At 45.7% G+C, this 19,397-nt stretch carries 20 protein-coding genes; 10 read left to right on the top strand and 10 right to left on the bottom strand.

What is annotated here, in order from left to right; translation table 11 throughout:
• Positions 1-36 precede the first annotated feature (36 nt).
• The 6 genes from ACMXYO_RS14835 (at position 37) to ACMXYO_RS14810 (ending at position 4,585) form a co-directional block, all read left to right on the top strand.
• Complete coding sequence (locus ACMXYO_RS14835; protein ID WP_415885894.1) at positions 37-903, top strand: aminotransferase class IV; 867 nt, start codon at positions 37-39, stop codon at positions 901-903.
• Positions 904-912: 9 nt separating this feature from the next.
• Complete coding sequence (locus ACMXYO_RS14830) at positions 913-1,191, top strand: YbeD family protein (RefSeq protein WP_415882505.1); 279 nt, start codon at positions 913-915, stop codon at positions 1,189-1,191.
• The gene (lipB, locus tag ACMXYO_RS14825) at positions 1,191-1,838 is read left to right on the top strand and encodes a lipoyl(octanoyl) transferase LipB (protein WP_415885893.1); all 648 of its coding nucleotides are present in this window, start codon (positions 1,191-1,193) and stop codon (positions 1,836-1,838) included. The genes ACMXYO_RS14830 and lipB overlap by 1 nt, the downstream gene beginning before the upstream one ends.
• Positions 1,839-1,844: 6 nt before the next feature.
• Positions 1,845-2,828, top strand: coding sequence for a lipoyl synthase (gene lipA / locus ACMXYO_RS14820; RefSeq protein WP_415882503.1), 984 nt, complete (start codon positions 1,845-1,847; stop codon positions 2,826-2,828).
• 253 nt (positions 2,829-3,081) lie between these two features.
• Positions 3,082-3,519: an OsmC family protein gene (locus ACMXYO_RS14815; RefSeq protein ID WP_415885891.1), complete on the top strand. Its 438-nt coding sequence runs from the start codon at positions 3,082-3,084 to the stop codon at positions 3,517-3,519.
• Positions 3,520-4,012: 493 nt separating this feature from the next.
• Positions 4,013-4,585, top strand: a complete 573-nt coding sequence (locus ACMXYO_RS14810; RefSeq protein ID WP_415885890.1) for a lysophospholipid acyltransferase family protein — start codon at positions 4,013-4,015, stop codon at positions 4,583-4,585.
• 15 nt (positions 4,586-4,600) lie between these two features.
• Here ACMXYO_RS14810 and ACMXYO_RS14805 read toward each other — a convergent pair whose 3' ends face one another.
• From ACMXYO_RS14805 to leuS, 4 genes are all read right to left on the bottom strand, one after another.
• Positions 4,601-4,933: a c-type cytochrome gene (locus tag ACMXYO_RS14805; protein ID WP_415885889.1), complete on the bottom strand. Its 333-nt coding sequence runs from the start codon at positions 4,931-4,933 to the stop codon at positions 4,601-4,603.
• A gap of 73 nt (positions 4,934-5,006) precedes the next feature.
• Positions 5,007-6,029 (bottom strand): DNA polymerase III subunit delta, encoded by a 1,023-nt coding sequence (holA, locus tag ACMXYO_RS14800; RefSeq protein ID WP_415885888.1) that lies wholly within the window; start codon positions 6,027-6,029, stop codon positions 5,007-5,009.
• 6 nt (positions 6,030-6,035) lie between these two features.
• Positions 6,036-6,545, bottom strand: a complete 510-nt coding sequence (gene lptE, locus ACMXYO_RS14795; protein WP_415885887.1) for an LPS assembly lipoprotein LptE — start codon at positions 6,543-6,545, stop codon at positions 6,036-6,038.
• Positions 6,546-6,569: 24 nt separating this feature from the next.
• The gene (leuS, locus tag ACMXYO_RS14790; RefSeq protein ID WP_415885886.1) at positions 6,570-9,161 is read right to left on the bottom strand and encodes a leucine--tRNA ligase; all 2,592 of its coding nucleotides are present in this window, start codon (positions 9,159-9,161) and stop codon (positions 6,570-6,572) included.
• A 136-nt stretch (positions 9,162-9,297) separates the two neighbouring features.
• Here leuS and ACMXYO_RS14785 point away from each other — a divergent pair, with 136 nt between their 5' ends.
• On the top strand, positions 9,298-9,828 hold the full coding sequence (locus ACMXYO_RS14785; RefSeq protein ID WP_415885884.1) for a zinc ribbon-containing protein: 531 nt from the start codon (positions 9,298-9,300) through the stop codon (positions 9,826-9,828).
• A gap of 9 nt (positions 9,829-9,837) precedes the next feature.
• Here ACMXYO_RS14785 and lnt read toward each other — a convergent pair whose 3' ends face one another.
• The 5 genes from lnt to miaB are packed head-to-tail and all read right to left on the bottom strand — an operon-like array spanning position 9,838 to position 15,012.
• Positions 9,838-11,334 carry an apolipoprotein N-acyltransferase gene (gene lnt, locus ACMXYO_RS14780; RefSeq protein WP_415885882.1) on the bottom strand — a complete coding sequence of 499 codons (1,497 nt, stop codon included), beginning with the start codon at positions 11,332-11,334 and terminating at the stop codon, positions 9,838-9,840.
• Between the two features lie 5 nt (positions 11,335-11,339).
• Positions 11,340-12,176 (bottom strand): HlyC/CorC family transporter, encoded by an 837-nt coding sequence (locus tag ACMXYO_RS14775; RefSeq protein ID WP_415885881.1) that lies wholly within the window; start codon positions 12,174-12,176, stop codon positions 11,340-11,342.
• 22 nt (positions 12,177-12,198) lie between these two features.
• Entirely contained in the window at positions 12,199-12,654 is a 456-nt protein-coding gene (ybeY, locus tag ACMXYO_RS14770; protein WP_415885880.1) for an rRNA maturation RNase YbeY, read from the bottom strand.
• The gene (locus ACMXYO_RS14765) at positions 12,651-13,643 is read right to left on the bottom strand and encodes a PhoH family protein (RefSeq protein ID WP_415885879.1); all 993 of its coding nucleotides are present in this window, start codon (positions 13,641-13,643) and stop codon (positions 12,651-12,653) included. The genes ybeY and ACMXYO_RS14765 overlap by 4 nt, the downstream gene beginning before the upstream one ends.
• Positions 13,644-13,647: 4 nt before the next feature.
• Positions 13,648-15,012, bottom strand: coding sequence for a tRNA (N6-isopentenyl adenosine(37)-C2)-methylthiotransferase MiaB (miaB, locus tag ACMXYO_RS14760; protein ID WP_415885877.1), 1,365 nt, complete (start codon positions 15,010-15,012; stop codon positions 13,648-13,650).
• Positions 15,013-15,333: 321 nt separating this feature from the next.
• On the opposite strand from miaB, the gene ACMXYO_RS14755 reads away from it, so the two are divergent.
• The 3 genes from ACMXYO_RS14755 to ACMXYO_RS14745 all read left to right on the top strand — a co-directional run bounded on the left by ACMXYO_RS14755 (position 15,334) and on the right by ACMXYO_RS14745 (position 18,385).
• Positions 15,334-16,131: a formate/nitrite transporter family protein gene (locus ACMXYO_RS14755; protein WP_415885876.1), complete on the top strand. Its 798-nt coding sequence runs from the start codon at positions 15,334-15,336 to the stop codon at positions 16,129-16,131.
• A gap of 204 nt (positions 16,132-16,335) precedes the next feature.
• Positions 16,336-18,003 carry a SulP family inorganic anion transporter gene (locus ACMXYO_RS14750; RefSeq protein WP_415885875.1) on the top strand — a complete coding sequence of 556 codons (1,668 nt, stop codon included), beginning with the start codon at positions 16,336-16,338 and terminating at the stop codon, positions 18,001-18,003.
• A gap of 55 nt (positions 18,004-18,058) precedes the next feature.
• A complete protein-coding gene (locus tag ACMXYO_RS14745; RefSeq protein ID WP_415885873.1) occupies positions 18,059-18,385 on the top strand; it encodes a DUF1820 family protein in 327 nt (108 codons plus the stop codon).
• 44 nt (positions 18,386-18,429) lie between these two features.
• On the opposite strand, the gene ACMXYO_RS14740 is transcribed toward ACMXYO_RS14745, so the two are convergent.
• A complete protein-coding gene (locus tag ACMXYO_RS14740) occupies positions 18,430-19,395 on the bottom strand; it encodes a 2Fe-2S iron-sulfur cluster-binding protein (protein WP_415885872.1) in 966 nt (321 codons plus the stop codon).
• Positions 19,396-19,397: the final 2 nt, after the last annotated feature.

Genomic DNA, 19,397 nt, shown 5'->3' with positions numbered 1-19,397 from the left:
TATAAACGTAGATGTGGGCATTTGCGTTTAGGTGATATGAATACAGTCTATCTGAATGGCGAGTTCATCCCTCAAGAGGAAGCGAAAATTTCGGTTTTTGACCGTGGCTTTCTGTTTGGGGACAGTGTTTATGAGGTGATTCCGTACTATCAGGGGATAGGGTTTCGTCTACAGGAGCATGTTGATCGTTTAGAGCATAGTTTGCGCGCAGTACGGATCAAGAGTGACTGCGATTGGGTTGCCATTATGAATCAGCTAGTTGAGTTGAATGGGGGTGGCAATTTATCGGTATATCTTCAGGTCACACGGGGAAGTGCCGGTAAACGTAATCATGCTTACGATGATAGTTTAGAGCCGACCATTTTTGCCTGTTGCTCGCCCATCAAAGATATTTGGCAAGCAGGCTGTGATGATGTTGTTCCGTTGAAAGCGATTGTTACAGAAGATCTACGCTGGCATCGTTGTGATATTAAATCCACTTGCTTGCTACCTAATATATTGGTGTTACAGCAAGCCAAAGATGAAGGGGTGGATGAGGCGCTGTTCTCCCGTGATGAAAGATTAACAGAGGGCTCAGCCTGTAACCTGTTTTTGGTGAAGCGCGGAGTTCTCTACACCCCTAAACGTAGTTCAGAGATATTAGGTGGCATTACCCGAGAGCTTATTCTCGAATTGTCAGACCAGTATGCGATTCAATATCAGGAGATTGATATTGATTATGATAAGTTACTGGCTGCGGATGAGGTTTGGGTGTCCAGTTCCACCCGAGGTATAGTGCCTATAATTGAAGTTGATGGTCATCAGATTGGTGATGGCCAGAAAGGTCCGGTTTGGCGGAAGATTTTTGAGAAGTTTTCTGAGTATCAACGGAAGTTGATGACCGGTAAGCCAACAGAGAATTAGACAGAGTTTATGACAGACAAGCAGCAAGAACCGCCAAAGATCGAATTTCCATGTCCTGACTATCCAATTAAAGTGGTTGGGGTAAATAGTGAAGATTTTCGCGGTCATGTTATCGAAATTGTGCAGATTCATGTTCCGGATCTGGATATCTCTCAGGTAACTTTGCAGGATAGCCGTAAAGGCACATTCCAATCCGTTCGTTTTAAAATAACAGCTCAAAGTGTCGAGCAGCTTAAAGCTCTGCACGAAGCGTTAATCGCGTCTGATCGCGTAAAAATGGTGATCTGATGAGCCCTGATCAGCTAATTGTCAGGGATTTAGGTTTACAGCCTTACGAACCAACATGGCAGCGGATGCAAGAATTCACTAATGAGCGTGATGATTCGGTCGAGGATGAAATTTGGTCGCTGCAACATGAGCCTGTGTTTACACAGGGGCAAGCAGGTAAAGAGGAGCACTTGCTAGGTACGGGTGATATCCCGGTTGTTCAGGTGGATCGTGGCGGTCAAGTCACCTACCACGGCCCTGGGCAGGCAATTGTTTATCTACTGCTAAATTTGAAACGTAAAAAATTAGGTGTGCGTGAGCTGGTTTCAATTATGGAAGAATCTGTGGTTGAAACAGTCCAGTCCTATGGCATAGACGCTTACGCTAAGCCGGATGCGCCCGGCGTCTATGTAGATAACAGTAAAATTGCATCCTTAGGTCTTAGGGTTCGCCGAGGTTGCTCTTTCCATGGTTTGGCACTTAACCTTGCTATGGATTTAGAACCCTTTTTAAGAATAAACCCATGTGGCTATGCCGGTATGGCGATGACACAACTTGACGCGTTAACTTCTGACCTTGATCAGGTTGAGGCAACGCAGCGTCTTCTGGATATCCTTATTACCAAGCTAGGGTATAAAGAAGTCACTCGACAAACTACTCTGGATTAAGCCTAGATGTCATTAGATAACAATAACGAAGTAAAGAAGAAGCGGGTAGAGCAGGGCGTTAAATTGCGTGGCGCCGACAAAGTTGATCGAATTCCAATTAAGGTAATTCCAACTGAGAAAGAAGATATGCCGCGTAAGCCAGATTGGCTACGTGTGCGGATGGGATCCAGTGCAAAAGTGGACAGTATCAAACAGAAGCTGCGTAAGCATAAGCTCGCGTCTGTTTGTGAAGAAGCAAGCTGCCCTAACTTAGGCGAATGCTTTAGCCATGGTACAGCTACTTTTATGATTATGGGTGATATCTGCACCCGTCGTTGTCCATTCTGTGACGTAGCTCATGGCCGTCCAAATGCTCTAGACGAGAATGAGCCTAGAGAGATGGCAGAAGCGATCGCGGATATGGAGTTGCGCTATGTCGTAGTAACTTCAGTTGACCGTGATGATCTTCGCGATGGTGGCGCTCAGCACTTTGCTAATTGCGTTAGTGAAACGCGTCAGCGTATTCCATCTATCGAGATGGAGATCCTAGTACCTGACTTCCGTGGTCGTATGGATATCGCGATCGATATCCTTACTGAAACACCGCCGGATGTTTTTAACCACAATATGGAAACTGTACCCCGCCTATATAAAGCGGTACGTCCAGGTTCTGATTATGAATGGTCTCTCCGCTTGTTGAAAAAATACAAAGCGAAGAACCCAGATGTACGTACCAAGTCTGGTTTGATGGTAGGCATTGGTGAAACCAATGAAGAGATCATTGAGGTAATGAAAGACTTGCGTGCTCATGATGTAGATATGCTGACAATCGGTCAATATCTACAACCAAGCCGTTCACACCTTAAGGTAGAGCGCTTTGTGACGCCTGAAGAGTTTGATGAGTTTAGCCGCATTGCAAAAGAACTTGGCTTCAAACATGCTGCGTGTGGTCCTTTGGTTCGTTCCTCTTACCATGCCGATCTACAAGCGAAGGGTGAAAAGGTAGGTTAATATCCCTCCTTTAACGTTAAGTTATCCACAAAGGCCGTTTTTAGAACGGCCTTTTTTATTGCTAGTGGCCTAAGGTCATCCCAGCGAAGGCAGGAATCTAGATTAGGTTTTGGTAGTTATAGCTGATATTGGTTCTTAGGTCCGCTGTTCTTATAGCTATTTGTTCTTATCCTTATAACTTAAAAATCTATATATTAGATCTATCTAATGTTCATTCTGCCTAAGGCAGTAAAGATTAAAACTAAGGTTAATTATGAGTACTAAAACCATCTCTGTGACTGCCACTATGAATGCGGGTTGGGCTATACACGCAGATATCCGTGACCACAAAGTAACGATCGATCAACCGCAGGCGAGCGGTGGCACCAATGAAGGCCCTACACCACTTGAGTACTTCCTGTTCTCTTTAGCGGGTTGTATCGGCTCAATCGCACGAATTGCTGCGAATCAGGAAAAGATCGAACTACGTAGTATGCAGATCCAAGTGGATGGCGATCTAAACCCAATGGGGCTTATGGGCAAAGAAACAGAAGATCGTGTTGGCTTTCAGACGATTAGCGTTCAAGCAAAGATCGATGCTGATCTCAGCGAAACCGAGAAACAAGCGTTCTTAGATAGAGTCTGTGTACGTTGTCCGCTGCATGACAATATCAAGTTGGAAACTGAAGTTCTGCACCAATATATCGGGTAGGCTTTTCGAACGAGTTGTCGTAACTTTTAAGGCTTAAATTAGGGCATTAACTCCTTAGCGGCAACTCGTTATACTGCCCTTATGATCAAATTCCTAACGCCTCTTATCTTATTCGTGCTATCCGGGTGTACTCAAAATGCACAGCCAGCCAACACACCTACCCAACTTGATCAAATCACTGTAACTAACCTATCTAATCAAACTTTAACCAGTGTTCGGATCTAAGTTTTATCCACAAGGAGTAAAATTGTTTGTCAGCAGGTTGCTCCAAATGGTTTTTGCGCGTTTCGATTTAAAGTACGGCCGCTGCGTGGTGAAACTGCACAGGTAGATTGGCAGATAGGCGATCAGCATTGGTATGAATCAATCAGTGCCCAGGACCTGGAAATACCAGAAGATTGGCATCAAGTTCAGCTAAATCTGACGTTAACTTCTGACGGTCAGGCTAAAATAATAGCTGTCGAATCCAATTAAACGCCTTTTTGGGGATGTAATGTTACATAAGACGATGTTTTCCACCCCTGTGGTTCAGCCCTGTTTACGCTGGTTTTCTCGCTCTGTACTTAAATTATTGGGTTGGGAGGTTGTAGGTGATATCCCAAAAGAGTTACAACAGTGTGTCGTGATTGGTGCTCCCCATACTACTAACTGGGATATGCCGTTTAGCCTGATGGTGGCTTTCTCGCTGGATGTGCCCCTCTATTGGGTGGGTAAAGATAGTATCTTTAAATTTCCATTTGGTGGGTTGATGCGCTGGATGGGGGGGGTTCCTGTAGATCGTAGTAAGTCGAATAATATGGTTGAGGCGACGGTACAGCAGTTTGAAAAGCATGCTGAGCTGAGAATTATGATGTCCCCAGAAGGCACGCGTTCAAAAGTGGATAAGTGGAAATCCGGTTTCTACTATATCGCCCATGGCGCAGGGGTGCCGATAGCCCTTGGCTTTATTGATTACAAGCAAAAGCGGGCTGGCTTACTAGGCATGTTTGAAACGAGTGGCGATTATGAGGCTGATTTAGCAAAGATTTTTGAGCGATATGGAGATTATTTAGGGCCTGCTAAGTGAGCTATCCCAGTTTCATTACTTAGAAATCATATGTGAATGCTGGAGCTTAACCACATATTGAGCAACTGCATCAGCTTGTTTTTCTGAAAGTTGATCAAAAACTGGCATGCTGTGCTTATCTTTATTGTAGCCGTATTTGATCATCAAAATAATCTTGTAGGCTTCCATCGGTTCCTTTCCAGCAAACTTTTCCATATATGCGCCGGGGCCATGCTTGGTATGGCAGTCTTTGCAGTAGTAACCATAGAGATCCTCTCCAGACTTCATCTGTTCTGGTGGAGTCTCATTATCACAGCCACTTAATACCAGTGATATTGTACAAATAAGGCCTAAAAAGAGTGGGCGCATAGTTACCTATCTCATTGATATATAATAGCATCATAACTGATGATGAATGGTGAGACTAGGTGTTCTTGAGTGCTTAATTAGGAAGTGCGAGTGCTTGCCCAGCTAGGGTTAGCGAGATTGAAGTCAGCAATAGCCAAGCGTCACCAACAGCCATGCCCTTAACAATTTTATCCACTTCGGCACATTGCTGTAGAGCTTGGTTGATCTGAGCACCACTAATACGTTGTGAGGCTTTACGGGCTAAGGGTTTGCGTTTACCCCAGATGCGTTCCCGTTGGCAGACCGCATCAAAGGACTGGCCGTTGTTTTGTGCTTGTTGGATTGCTGCTAGGGAGCGAAGCTCTTTTGATAAAGCCCAAAGCACGACTGGAGGTTCAGTACCATCTTGTCGTAATACTTGCAGGATCTTGCAACAGCGAGAGGCTTGACCTTGTAGGGCTGCATCAGAGAGGCCGTAAATATCATAGCGGGAACTATCGGATACGGCATTGATGACATCGTCGGCAGTTACGACTTGGCTAGGGAACAGCAGACTGAGTTTACTCAGTTCCTGTTTTGCTGCCAGTAAGTTGCCTTCAATACGGTCACACAGCAGCTGAATTGCTTCATCGTCTAGTTTAAGTTCGATCTGTGCGGCGCGCTGACGAATCCAGTTAGGTAATTGCTCAGCTTCTACAGGCCATACTTCAACAATTACACCGGAGCTATCGATCGCTTTAAACCAAGCGCTCTTTTTAGCGGTACCATCGAGTTTATCGGCAATGATAAATAGAATGTTATCTGGTGCTGGATTGTTAAGGTATTCACGTAGAATTTCGCTGGATTTCTTATTTAGCTTACTGCTACCAAGGCGCAGCTCAATAATCTTCTTTTCTGCAAATAGGGAAAGTGCGTTGGCGCATTCGAGCAAGTATTCCCAGCTGAAGCTACCATCGACATGAAGCACTTCACGTTCGCTAAAGCCTTGTTGTTGCAGGTGTTGACGAAGAAGGTCGCTACTCTCTTCTGAGAGTAGGGGCTCATCACCGGTAATTAGATAAACCGGTGATAGACCTTTTTTCAGATGACCGCTAAGTTGCTCTGGACGCAGTTTCATGCAGGCTTATTGAGCGCTGTTACTGGATAGGTAGCGGCGAAGAATCGATTGCGCAACTGAGTTATACAACTCACGGCGTAATAGCTCTTCTTGTTCAGAGCTCGCTGCAGCAGCATTTTTATTGTAGGTGTATGTACGATCGCGCTGGAGTTTAATGTCGGAGGTTACAGGGTTGCCCTGTTGGTCTGCGACTAACATCACAACTTCTACCGATAATTCATACTCATCAACATCAGCACTACTACTGATTGTTGCGGCGCGGCGCTTATATCGGAACTGGCGAAGCTGGATCTGGTAAGGAGCACCTGCTATCTCCCTAACACCATTAAATTTCATATTTTGGCGTAAGGATTTGAGCAGTTCAGAGTTAGCATTACCGGAGATAATCGTTACTTGCTGCTTGTCTGCAGAAACTTCTTGAGCGCCACGCAGCTGAAAGCCGCATGCGCTCATGAATCCACACAGAGTTAGCAACAGAATGATTTTTCCAGTCAATGATTGCCATTGTTTGATCATGATCTGCTCCTTAATCTGTGCTTATTAACCAACTACGATGTTCACTAGGCGGCCAGGTACAACAATCTTCTTACGGATTGTCTTATCAGCCATGTGCTTTTGAACATTTTCGTCAGCTAGCGCTGTGTGAAGGACAACATCTTCATCTGCATCTGCAGCAACATTGATCTTCGCACGTACTTTGCCGTTAACCTGAACAACCAGTTGAATGGTGTCTTGAACTAGCGCGCTTTCGTCAACCTGTGGCCAAGCAGCTGTTAGAGCATCGCCTTCGTTACCTAGCTCGATCCAAAGCTGGTGGCTGATATGTGGAACAATTGGGCCTAGTAGCAATACTGCTGCTTCTAGTGCTTCTTGCATTACCGCGCGACCTTGTTCGCTGATATCAACAAACTTAGCGATCGTGTTAGACAGTTCCATCACAGCAGCGATGGCTGTGTTGAATGTCTGGCGGCGCTCCATATCGTCAGATACTTTCTGAATCGTGGAGTGAACTTTCAGACGCAATTCTTTCTGAACATCAGTTAGGCTATCTTTATCGATCGCAACAGAAGAACCGCCAACTTTTAGATGATCGTGAACTTGTTTCCATAGACGTTTAAGGAAGCGGTGAGCGCCTTCAACACCTGTATCAGACCACTCTAGAGATTGCTCTGGTGGCGCTGCGAACATCATAAACAGACGCACAGTATCTGCGCCGTACTTATCGATCATTATCTGTGGGTCGATGCCGTTGTTCTTCGACTTAGACATCTTAGACATACCGTCATGCTGTAGCGCCTGACCGGTAGAGCGATGAGCTGCGCTCACTACGCGGCCTTTCTCATCAGTTTTGATATCAACATCTGATGGAGATACCCAAACCTGACCACCGTTCTCATCTTCATGGAAGAAGCTGTCAGCCAAAACCATGCCTTGGCAAAGTAGTCGCTTGAATGGCTCATCGCTATCAACTAGGCCTTCATCACGCATCAATTTGTGGAAGAAGCGAGAGTAAAGAAGGTGAAGAATCGCGTGTTCAATACCACCGATATACTGATCTACTGGAAGCCAGTAGTTCGCTTTTTCAGGCTCAAGCATGGCATTTTCGCTACTACGAGAAGCATAACGCGCGTAGTACCAAGAGGATTCCATGAACGTATCGAAAGTATCTGTTTCACGTTCAGCTGCACCACCGCATTTAGGGCAGGTTGTGTTGATGAAGCTTTCCATCTTTTTGATTGGAGAGCGGCTACCATCAAACTCAACTTCCGTAGGTAGTACAACTGGAAGCTGATCTTCTGGCACAGGCACTGCACCACAGCTGTTACAGTTGATAACAGGGATTGGGGCACCCCAGTAACGCTGACGAGATACACCCCAGTCACGAAGGCGGAAGTTAACGGTAACTTTACCTTTGCCTTTCGCTTCTAGGTCAGATGCGATTGCTTTAAAGGCAACATCGAATTCAAGATCGTCGTAAGCGCCAGAGTTAACCAAAGCACCTTTTTCTGTGTACGCTTCTACGCTTAGATCAACGTCTGCATCGTCTAGCGGGCGGATAACTTGTTTGATATCCAAGCCGTACGTAGTCGCGAATTCCCAATCGCGCTGGTCGTGACCTGGTACAGACATGACTGCGCCAGAACCGTAATCCATCAATACGAAGTTAGCGGTCCAGACAGGTACTTCTTCACCTGTTAGTGGGTGAGTGGCAGTGATGCCAAGCGCCATACCTTTCTTTTCCATCGTTGCCATATCTGCTTCGGCAACCTTAACGTTTTTGCACTCTTCAACAAATGCTGCAAGCTCTGGATTGTTTTCAGCAGCTTTAAGTGCAAGTGGGTGCTGAGCGGCAACAGCAACGTAAGTCACACCCATTAGTGTGTCAGGACGTGTTGTGAAGACTTCTAGCTCACCGTAACCGTCAACGTCGAACATCAGCTCAACACCTTCAGAACGGCCGATCCAGTTCTTCTGCATAGTGCGAACCTGCTCAGGCCATTGATCTAGTTTGTCTAGATCTTCCAGTAGCTGGTCTGCGTAATCTGTGATTTTAAGGAACCACTGAGGGATCTTCTTACGCTCAACTAGCGCACCTGAGCGCCAGCCGCGACCATCGATAACCTGCTCGTTGGCAAGGACTGTTTGGTCAACAGGATCCCAGTTTACTTCAGCTTCTTTCTTGTAAACTAAGCCTTTGTCCATCAACTTAGTGAAGAACCATTGCTCCCAACGGTAGTACTCTGGGTGGCACGTTGCTAGTTCACGGTTCCAGTCGTAACCAAAGCCCATCTGCTGTAGCTGGTTACGCATGTAATCGATGTTTTCATAGGTCCATTTTGCTGGCGCAACGTTGTTTTTCATCGCTGCGTTTTCTGCAGGAAGGCCGAAAGCGTCCCAACCCATTGGTTGAAGTACGTTTTTGCCCTGCATGCGCTGGTAACGGGAAACTACATCACCAATGGTGTAGTTACGAACATGGCCCATGTGGAGACGTCCACTTGGGTAAGGGAACATAGACAGGCAGTAGAATTTTTCTTTCTGCAGATCTTCTTCACATTTGAAGCTGTCGTTATCTTGCCAGTGTTTCTGGATGGCTTGTTCAATCTTTTGGGGGCGATATTGTTCGTTCATGTTCGTGAATCGTAATGCCTATGATGAAAAACCGGCATCCAATTGACGCCGGTTAATAAAAGTTTGCTAATTGGGGCATAGCATACAATATATACAAGAGGGCAAACAGCATTTCTGCTAAAAACGAGGTGGTTTTATGGGCGCGGATAGCGATAAGAAAACGAAACTGGCTTCAACAGACTATGACAGAGTGCTTCTGCGACTTACTAAGGATCTGAAAACATCAGAAGCTAGATCTTGGGATCTGTTGCAGGAAAAAATTCATGATGCTGTGGAGTTAGAGCTGGCAGCAGAGGATATGACTCGGGATGAGCTGGATCTGCTGAAAGCTTATTTGGCTCGAGACCTTAAAACCTTGGGCTATTATGCTCATGAAACTGGGGCTGGGATTGCTGCTTGGCTCAAATTTGATCTGAATGCTTTAGAGCATACCTTTGCTGAACAACTCAAGTTGATTGCAGACCAAACCCGCATTGGACAAGAGTTGTTACGGGAGCGTTTAGATCACGATGAGAATCAGTACATTGCTGGTGAGTTGGCTACAGTAGGGACTCTGCAGTGTTTAAACTGTTCAACCCAATTTGTTTTAAAGAAAACAGAAAAACTTGAGCCTTGTCAGGCCTGTGGAAAAACGTTCTTTAAGCGTGTTTCTCAACCTTGGCCATAATCGATAGTTTTAACTGAAATCGGGGTAGGGATTGTCTTGCAGGGCTAGCTGATGACGCCCTAGCCCGAACAGAGTAAACAGTCCTGCTAAGACTAGGATCGGTAGTGATCCAAACTCCTGAAAAGGCGTCATGCCTTGCATGCTAAAAACTTGTGTTCGTAAGACGCCTGCTTGGAACTGTGGAAGTTGTTCTACGATCTTACCCTGTGGATCGATAATACCGGTAAGGCCATTGTTGGTTCCTCGTATCAGCCAACGACCGTTCTCTGCTGCCCTGACACGAGCGATTTGCATATGTTGAGCTGGTGCGATGGATGCACCAAACCAAGTATCGTTAGACACAGTAAGCAATATATCGGCGTTTAACGAGTTCTTTCTGACTAGTTCTGGGTAGGCAATCTCGTAGCAGATTGCGGCACTGATCTTTTGGTTCGCAACCGATAGTAAAGGCTGCTCCCCATGCGGTAGTGAGAAGCTCGACATCGGCAAATTAAAGAAGTCGAGAAGGCCTCTAACCTGTGTTTCCATCGGCACGTATTCACCAAAGGGCACTAGGCGTTGTTTGTGGTAGATGCCGCTGCCCGTGGTTAGAATCGCCAAACTGTTATGAACTCGATAGCCTTTAGGGTGGCTGTTGTCTCTTGTCGTGCTAGGAAGGCCGCTGATTAATGTCGCTCCATTACTATCAAGGTCGCTCAGTAATTCAGCTAACGGCGTAGCTGCATGTTGGAACAGAGCTGGAATAGCTGTTTCTGGCCATAGCATTAATTCAGTGTCGATATGAGGCTGAGATAGCTTGATATATTTAGCAAAGATCTCAGGGCGATATTCCGGGTTCCATTTAATTTGCTGTGGGATATTAGGTTGAACGATCGCGACTTTGAGAGCCTTATCCGTTGCAGCTGTCCATGGATTGAAAGAGAGTATGCTTGCTATCAATGGCAGTGGCAGCAATAACAAGGGTCTCAGATTGCGGCTGAGAATAAACTCTGCTGCAGCAATCGCAGTTGCCAACATAGCAAAACTTGCTAGCCATACACCGCCTATAGGTAAAAGGTTTTGGAATGGCGTATCTAAAGCTGCGTTACCTAAATATAGCCAAGGGAAGCCAGTGAATAGCCAGCTACGTAGCCACTCAAACAGTACCCAGCAGCCAATAAAACTCAGTGCTTGAAAGCGGGCAGAGAACAGCTTTTTCCAAACCAACTGTTGTAGAGCAAAGAGAAGGGCTAGGCCTGCCACAAAAAGTGAGGTTAAAGTGAGGGCTATGGGTAAGGGGGTATGACTGTGCTCATGAATGCTGACAAACACCCAAGAGGCACCGGTTCCAAAGAAACCTAGACCAAAAATATAACCAAGCCAACTGCTTTGCTTGACCGAACGGTTTCGGCTGCATAGATACAGAATAGCTGGAGGCAGTAGGGCTAAATAGGGTGTATTAAATGGTGCTAAGGAGGGGGCAATCAATGCCCCTGCAAGCAAAACGAGTAGCAGTTGCAGAGGCATAATAGTTATCCGTTACGGCTTACCTGTAATAAGCGGATACGACGAGTGTCAGCAGATAGAATCTTAAACTGGAAGTTTTCGATCTCGACACTTTCATCTTTCTTCGGCATGCGGCCAAACCTTTGTGTGACAATGCCGCCGATGGTGTCGAACTCTTCTTCAGAGAAATTAGAGTCGAAGTACTCGTTAAAATCATCAACCGGAGTCAAGGCTTTAACGATAAAGGCATTCTCGTCGAATGGTTTGATGTTGCCATCATCTTCTTCGCTATCATGCTCATCTTCAATTTCACCGACGATCTGTTCCAGAACATCCTCGATGGTGATTAGGCCAGATACACCGCCGTACTCATCCATCACAATTGCCATGTGATTACGGGTAACACGGAACTCTTTTAGGAGGATGTTCAGGCGTTTAGATTCAGGGATGAAGGTTGCACTGCGCAGCTTGCTTTTAAGATCAAACTGGTCGAGGTTGCCTTCTAGGATTAGAGGTAGAAGGTCTTTAGCGAGCAGGACACCAAGGATTTCATCTGGCGTTTCTCCGATCACTGGGAAGCGAGAGTGCGCGCTAGAGATAATAACCGGCAGGAACTCTTTAGGTGTTTGATCCGCTTCCACAACTACCATTTGTGAGCGGGGAATCATTACATCACGAACCTGCATATCAGATACTTGCATGGCACCTTCCATAATGGTCAGTGCTTCGTTATCTAGCAGATTGTCGTCGGTCGCTTGACGCAAATCGGTTAACAGATCCTCACGGCTGCGTGGTTCATCATTAAACGCTTGGGAAAGCTTTTCTAACCAGCCTTTCGGCTGTCCCGATCGATCTTCGCTCATGGTGTGTCGAGTGTCCTGATATTTAGTTACTTTCCAGATAAGGATCTTTTATATCCATACTGGCGAGAATTTTTCGTTCAAGATTTTCCATCTCTTCGGCTTCTTCATCATTTATATGATCGAAACCGATTAGATGCAAGCAGCCATGCACAACCATGTGGGTCCAATGGTCAAACAAAGGCTTTTTTTGCTCCTCTGCTTCTTTAGCAACCACGTCGGCACAGATAACCAGATCGCCTAGAAGATGAAGGGGCACGCCTTCAGGGACTTCAAAAGGGAAGGAGAGGACGTTAGTCGGTTTATCCTTATCGCGATAAGTGCGGTTGAGGGTTTGGCTCTCATCCAGTGTTACTATGCGGATACAAACTTCGCCTTCATCGATCTGACCAGTCAGCGCAGCGGATATCCATTGCTGAAACTGCGCTTCTGTCGGTAGATCGCCTTCAATTTCGTACTGAACTTCGCATTCGAAACTCATTTGTGGGAATCCTGCTTGCCTTCTTTTTTCTCAAAACGGTCGTAAGCACGAACGATGTGCTGAACCAGAGGGTGGCGCACGACATCTTTAGCGGTGAAGTGGGTGAAACCGATATCTTTTACATCGTCCAATACTTGCATCGCGTGGATTAGGCCGGAACGTGTGCCTTTAGGTAGATCGACCTGAGTGATATCACCGGTAATAACTGCAGTAGAACCAAAACCGATACGTGTCAGGAACATCTTCATCTGTTCGCGCGTCGTGTTCTGACTTTCATCCAGAATAACGAATGAGTTGTTAAGGGTACGACCACGCATATAGGCCAGAGGCGCAACCTCGATTACATTGCGTTCGATTAGTTTGCCTACACGTTCAAAACCTAACATCTCATATAGAGCGTCATAGAGAGGACGCAGATATGGATCAACTTTTTGGCTTAGGTCACCTGGCAGAAAGCCTAGCTTTTCACCTGCTTCAACAGCAGGGCGAACCAATAAGATGCGATCTACTTCTTCACGTTCTAAGGCATCAACAGCACAGGCAACCGCAAGGTAGGTTTTACCTGTACCAGCAGGGCCAATACCGAAATTGATATCGTGTTGGAGGATTGAGCGTACATAGCCTTGCTGGTTTTCACCGCGAGGGCGAATCAACGCTTTTTTAGTACGGATGCTGATATCCGTATCTTTAATCTGTTGATTACTATTACGCTGTTCTAGACCGCTTTCTTGAATTAAAAGGTGGATCTGATCTGGTGAGATACGTTTGTCCTGCTTGGCGTCGTTATAAAGCGCTTCAAGCATTTCGGAAACGAAGGTGATGTTTTCGATATCACCCAATAGTTGGAAATGATTGCCGTGGTTACGGATCTCAATCCCTAAACGTTTCTCAACCAGTTTGTAGTGCTCGTTGAACGGGCCACCAAGGTTCGCTAGAAACTCAGCATTTTCAGGTTCTAGCGTAAGTTTGATCGATTGTGCAGTGCTCAACAGCTTAGCCCGCCTTCAAGGAAAAATTGTCGTCCAGTTCTGAACAGATTAGCTCACCTACTAGAGAGTTGGCATAAGCTTGAGCAATATTCACATCAGCAAAGTGACCGATTAGATCTGGGTTATCGCAACGGAAGTTAACAACACGGTTGTTTTCAGTACGACCTGAAAGCAAGCCCGGATCTTTCTTAGAATAACCGTTAACTAAAATACGCTGAGTTGTACCTACCATACGGCGGCTGATCTGCTGGGCATTTTGAATAATGCGGCTTTGCAGAATTTGTAGGCGCGCTTTCTTGGTTTCTTCGTCAATATTATCAGGCAGATCAGATGCCGGTGTACCCGGACGACGGCTGTAGATAAAGCTATAGCTGTTATCAAAGCCTATATCTTCGATTAGTTTCATTGTCGCTTCGAAATCAGCGTCAGTTTCATTTGGGAAACCGATGATAAAGTCAGAAGAGATCTCGATATCTGGACGCGCTTTACGAATGCGACGGATCTTAGATTTGTACTCAAGCGCAGTATGGCCGCGTTTCATCGCCATTAGAATTTTGTCAGAGCCGCTTTGTACCGGTAGGTGAAGGAAGCTCACTAACTCAGGCACATCTTCATAGGCTTCGATCAAACTGTCTGTAAACTCTACTGGGTGGCTGGTAGTGAATCGAATACGATCAATACCATCAACCTCTGCTACACAACGGATCAGTTCAGCCAGATCGGCAGTATCGCCATCATGTGTATCGCCGCGGTAAGCGTTTACGTTTTGACCGAGTAGGTTAACTTCACGCACACCTTGTTCAGCAAGCTCAACACACTCAGTAATAACATCGTCTAGTGGACGACTTACTTCTTCACCACGTGTGTAAGGTACAACGCAGAATGTGCAGTACTTTGAGCAGCCTTCCATAACAGAAACAAAGGCTTCAGCACCTTCCACTTTAGGGGCTGGAAGGTGATCGAATTTCTCAATTTCAGGGAAAGAAACATCGACAATGCCCACACCACCGTTGTCGGTTTCTGTAATCATCTCTGGCAAACGATGCAGTGTTTGCGGGCCAAAGATCATGTCAACGTAAGGGGCACGTTTTAGAATATTGTCGCCTTCCTGACTTGCTACACAACCACCGATACCAATTTTGATATCGGGATTCTTCGCTTTCAGTTTGCGCCAGCGGCCTAGCTGGTGGAATACTTTTTCCTGCGCTTTTTCACGAATCGAACAGGTGTTCAGGAGCAGAACGTCCGCTTCATCAGCGTCCTCAGTTAGCTCAAGATCATGACTTTCCCCCAACAGATCCGCCATACGTGCAGAGTCGTACTCGTTCATCTGACAGCCGTGGGTTTTAATAAATAGCTTCTTCGCCATTGTTCACCTGTATTTTGCGTGTATCAAAGCCCGGCAGGAAAATATGGCCGGGTGCATAAAGGACCGCGCATTATACTTAAGCGGCCAGATAATGAACAGTTTAGTCGAGTTGAAATCGGCTCATTTTCTCAGTTGATATGGTTGCAAAAGCCTTGGTTTTAAAAGGGGTTTTAGAGATCCGAGTTGAGTTATGGGTATTTGGTACTGGTATTTAGTCACTTGGTGCATAGAGGGGGACTCATTAGACTTTAGTTTTGGTAAGATTGCCTTCCATTTTTAGCTTGATTTACATGTTAAGTAATTTTTTAAGGGAAGGCGTTTATGGCGTATTTGGAGCCGCGTGAATTTGTTACCAAGATGGTCGATGCAGGCGAACAAAAGATCTTTATGACCACCAGGGATACTTATATCCGTTCATTGATGGCTGGTGCTATTTTGTCCTTGGCTGCATTCTTTGCCATTGCGGTGATTACCAATACAGGGAATTTATTGATTGGTGCAATTCTGTTTCCCGTCGGTTTTATCATGCTAAACCTGATGAAATTTGATCTTCTCACCGGAGCATTTACCTTAGTACCTCTTGCTGTGATTGATAAACGCCCAGGCTGCACTATTAAGAAGTTATTACGTAACTGGTGGTTAGTCTTTTTGGGTAACCTTTCTGGCGCCGCTATCGTCGCTTTTTTTGCTTCCTTTATTCTGACTTATGGTTATCAAACTGATGGTGGCGCAATTGCGGAGAAAGTCAGTTGGATTGGTGAGTCTCGTACCCTTGGCTATCAAGAACAAGAGATTTGGGGATGGATTACTATTTTTATCCGCGGCATGTTGTGTAACTGGATGGTTTCCATGGGTGTGGTTGGTGCGCTGATCTCAACATCTGCCAGCAGTAAAATGGCCGCAATGTGGATGCCGATCATGCTGTTCTTCTACATGGCGTTTGAACACTCCGTTGTGAATATGTTCCTGTTCCCATTTGCGATGATTATGGGTGGCGACTTCACGTTGGTGGATTACTTAGTGTGGAATGAAATTCCTACGGTGTTGGGTAACTTGGTTGGTGGCTTCTTGTTGGTAGGTTTGCCTCTCTACCTAACCCACGTGAAAACTGGCAAGTAATAGTCTTTGATTAATTAGGAGTGGCTTATTTTTGTGCGGATTTTATTCAACTAAGCTGAATAAAATCCAAGACTACTCCTAGTTTTATCGTAGAAAGGTTTTTATGAGGAATATTTAGTCGAGTTGGATCAGATAAACCTTGCTCGCTTGCGCTCGACTAGTAAAATTACAGCCTAGATTCCTGTACACAAAGAGAAAAGTTAGATGCTTGCGCTGAATACGCTGAGTAAGAAGAACCTTCGCGGCGATATGTTAGGTGGTTTGACAGCTGCGGTTGTCTCGTTACCCCTTGCTTTAACCTTCGGTGTGGCGTCAGGTGCGGGTGCAGAAGCGGGTCTTTATGGCGCAATTCTAATCGGTTTATTTGCCTCTCTCTTTGGTGGTACTTCTACTCTTATTTCTGAGCCTACCGGTCCAATGACAGTAGTTATGACTGCTGTTGTGAGTACGCTGATTGCTACCCATCCCGAAAAAGGTCTCGCCATGGCCTTTACCGTCGTCATGATGGCGGGGTGTTTCCAGATAATATTTGGCTTCCTCAAACTGGGGAAGTACATCACTTTAATGCCTTACTCGGTGGTTTCGGGCTTTATGTCCGGGATAGGCGTTATCCTGATTCTCATGCAATTGGCCCCTGCGCTTGGTCAAACTGCGCCTGCTGGTGGGGTTATGGGGACATTGTCGAATCTCCCAGAGCTGGTTATGAATATCCAGTTGGGCGAATTTTTACTGTTCGTAGTGACTTTACAGCTGCTTTTCTTTACGCCTGAAAAGCTTAAAAAGTATCTGCCGCCTCAGCTAATAGCGCTGGTGTGTGTAAGTATTCTGTCGGTGCTTGTTTTTGATTTTGAGCAGATTCAGCGTATCGGTGAGATCGATGCATCACTACCTTCTCTGGTGATTCCTTATTTCACTCACGCCGAACTCAGTATCATGCTGGTGGAAGCGATGGTGTTGGGTATGTTGGGTTGTATCGACTCTATGCTGACATCGGTTATCGCTGATAACTTGACTCGAACTGAGCACAACTCTAACAAAGAATTAGTAGGCCAGGGCTTAGGTAATATCATGTCTGGCCTGTTCGGTGGCCTGCCGGGTGCGGGTGCGACTATGGGGACTGTAGTCAATATTCAGTCGGGTGGTCGGACTGCGCTTTCCGGTGTAATAAGGGTCGTCGCCTTGGCCATCGCGGTATTTGGCGCCGCCTCATTGATCGAGAATATCCCGCTTGCTGTATTGGCCGCGATTGCGGTGAAAGTGGGGATGGATATCCTTGATTGGTCGTTTATCAAACGTGCTCACAAAGTCTCCCGTCACAGTACCTTGATCATGTATACCGTACTGCTACTTACGGTCTTTGTGGATCTGATTGTTGCCGTGGGTATCGGTGTGTTTGTGGCGAATATCATCATTATCCAGAAGCTTTCTATGGTGGAGTCGCAGAAAGTGCGTGCCATGTCTGATGTGGATGATGAGATTCCTCTGGATGAAGAGCAGAAGATTCTTCTGAATAAGGCGGATGGTCGGGTACTTCTCTTCTATTTGTCCGGTGCAATGATCTTTGGTGTTTCCAAGGCAATAGCGCGTGAACGTCAGGATATTGAAAGACACGAAGCGGTTATTTTTGATTTGAGTGACGTTTCTTTCTTGGATGACACTATGGCACTGTCGATCGAAAATGTAGTTTTTGAGGCTCTAGATTTAGGTAAGCATGTATCGATTATTACCCGATCAAAAGAAGCTCAGGATAAATTGCTCAAACTAGGATTAGAATCCCGTATCAGCAGTAAGGATTTTGCTAGCACTCGTACGGAAGCTCTAGAACGTGCTGTTAAGCACCTTGATGAATCACAAGTTTATGCCGGTGCGTAGTCAAAGCATCGTGCTTGAATTGAGTGAATAGCAACAACTTAGGCTTTCGGAAAAAATGGCTAAGAAAGACGATCGCATCTTTAAAGTGATTTTTGTAAATCAGGATCAAGTTTTTGAACTCTATGCGAAGCATGTTTATCAAAGCGACATGTGGGGCTTTTTAGAGATTGAAGAGTTGGTTTTTGGCAATCGTTCTGAACTCGTTATCGATCCGGGTGAAGAGAAACTCAAAACTGAGTTTAGCGGTGTTAAGCGCTCTTATATTCCTTCCCATGCTATTGTTCGTATCGATGAGGTAGAGAGCGAAGGTGTTGCTAAAGTCTCTGAGGCTAAAGGCACTATCGCTGCTTTTCCGATAAGTCCTGCACCACAAAAGAATTAAAAAAGCCGGCAGTGCCGGCTTGTGGAGTTAGGCTAGCAAGTTACCTAACTCGAGGGAGTGAACAGGTCGCAGTAGATATCCTGCATATTGGCGCCAGCCAAAAAAGTTTGTTTACGTAATGTTTTGACGCGATCTTCAGAACCGCAGAAATAAGCTCGGTAGCCCTTGGTATTCGGTACCCTGTTTTTGACTACGGCATTGAGGTCACCGATCTCGCAACCGTCTGGTTGTGATCCATCTTTTTCTAGCACAACGGGATAGTAAGTGAGATTTTCGTAGTGCTTACACAACGCTTGTAACTCTTCGACTAGGTATAAATCTGCGCTATTTTTAGCCCCTGCGAATAAACTGATTGGGCCGGTATGACCCTGTTGTAGGGCATCTCTGACAATGCCATAGAGTGGGGCTAGCCCAGTTCCGGTACCCGCCATAAGGATCGGTTGGTTGAGATCTGTATTGGTATAAAAGCAGTCGCCAAATGGCCCTTGTAGCTCAATGCTTTCACCAAGCAAAAATTCATTGAGAGCCCATTGGCTAAACTGCCCGTCTGTAAAAATACGCAGCTGTAGTTCAATATAGTCATCGATGCTTTTTATGCTGGCGATTGAGTAAGAGCGGCTTAATCCATCATGACGAACTAAATTGATATATTGTCCAGCTAAGTAATCAATATCTGCTTTTAGTTTGAGTTGAAGAACGGAGTCCGTCAGTTGTTGTTTACTGATTAAGATCCCTTCGGTTGAGGATATTTGCGCATTTCGTTGAACGCTCATCTCTGCATTTGGCTTACAGCGACAAGCTAGAAAGTAGCCCTGTTGCTTTTGGGTCTCTTTGAGACCTTGTTGAGCTTCGGGAGGTGGCGTACCTTCTGTTGCTCGGAGCATACAACACTGGCAAGCGCCAGCACGACATGAATTGGGAATGTCGTGACCAGCATCCAATAAGGCTTCTAAAAGGTTAGAGCCTTCTTTGACCGTAATATCAGCCTCTTCAAATCTGACGCTTACCATGT

It is taken from the genome of Neptuniibacter sp. QD37_6, assembly GCF_047778085.1.
Classification (GTDB): Bacteria; Pseudomonadota; Gammaproteobacteria; order Pseudomonadales; family Balneatricaceae; genus Neptuniibacter.
The sequence above is the reverse complement of the archived record's forward strand: the minus strand, read 5'-3'. Positions and strand labels throughout refer to the sequence as shown.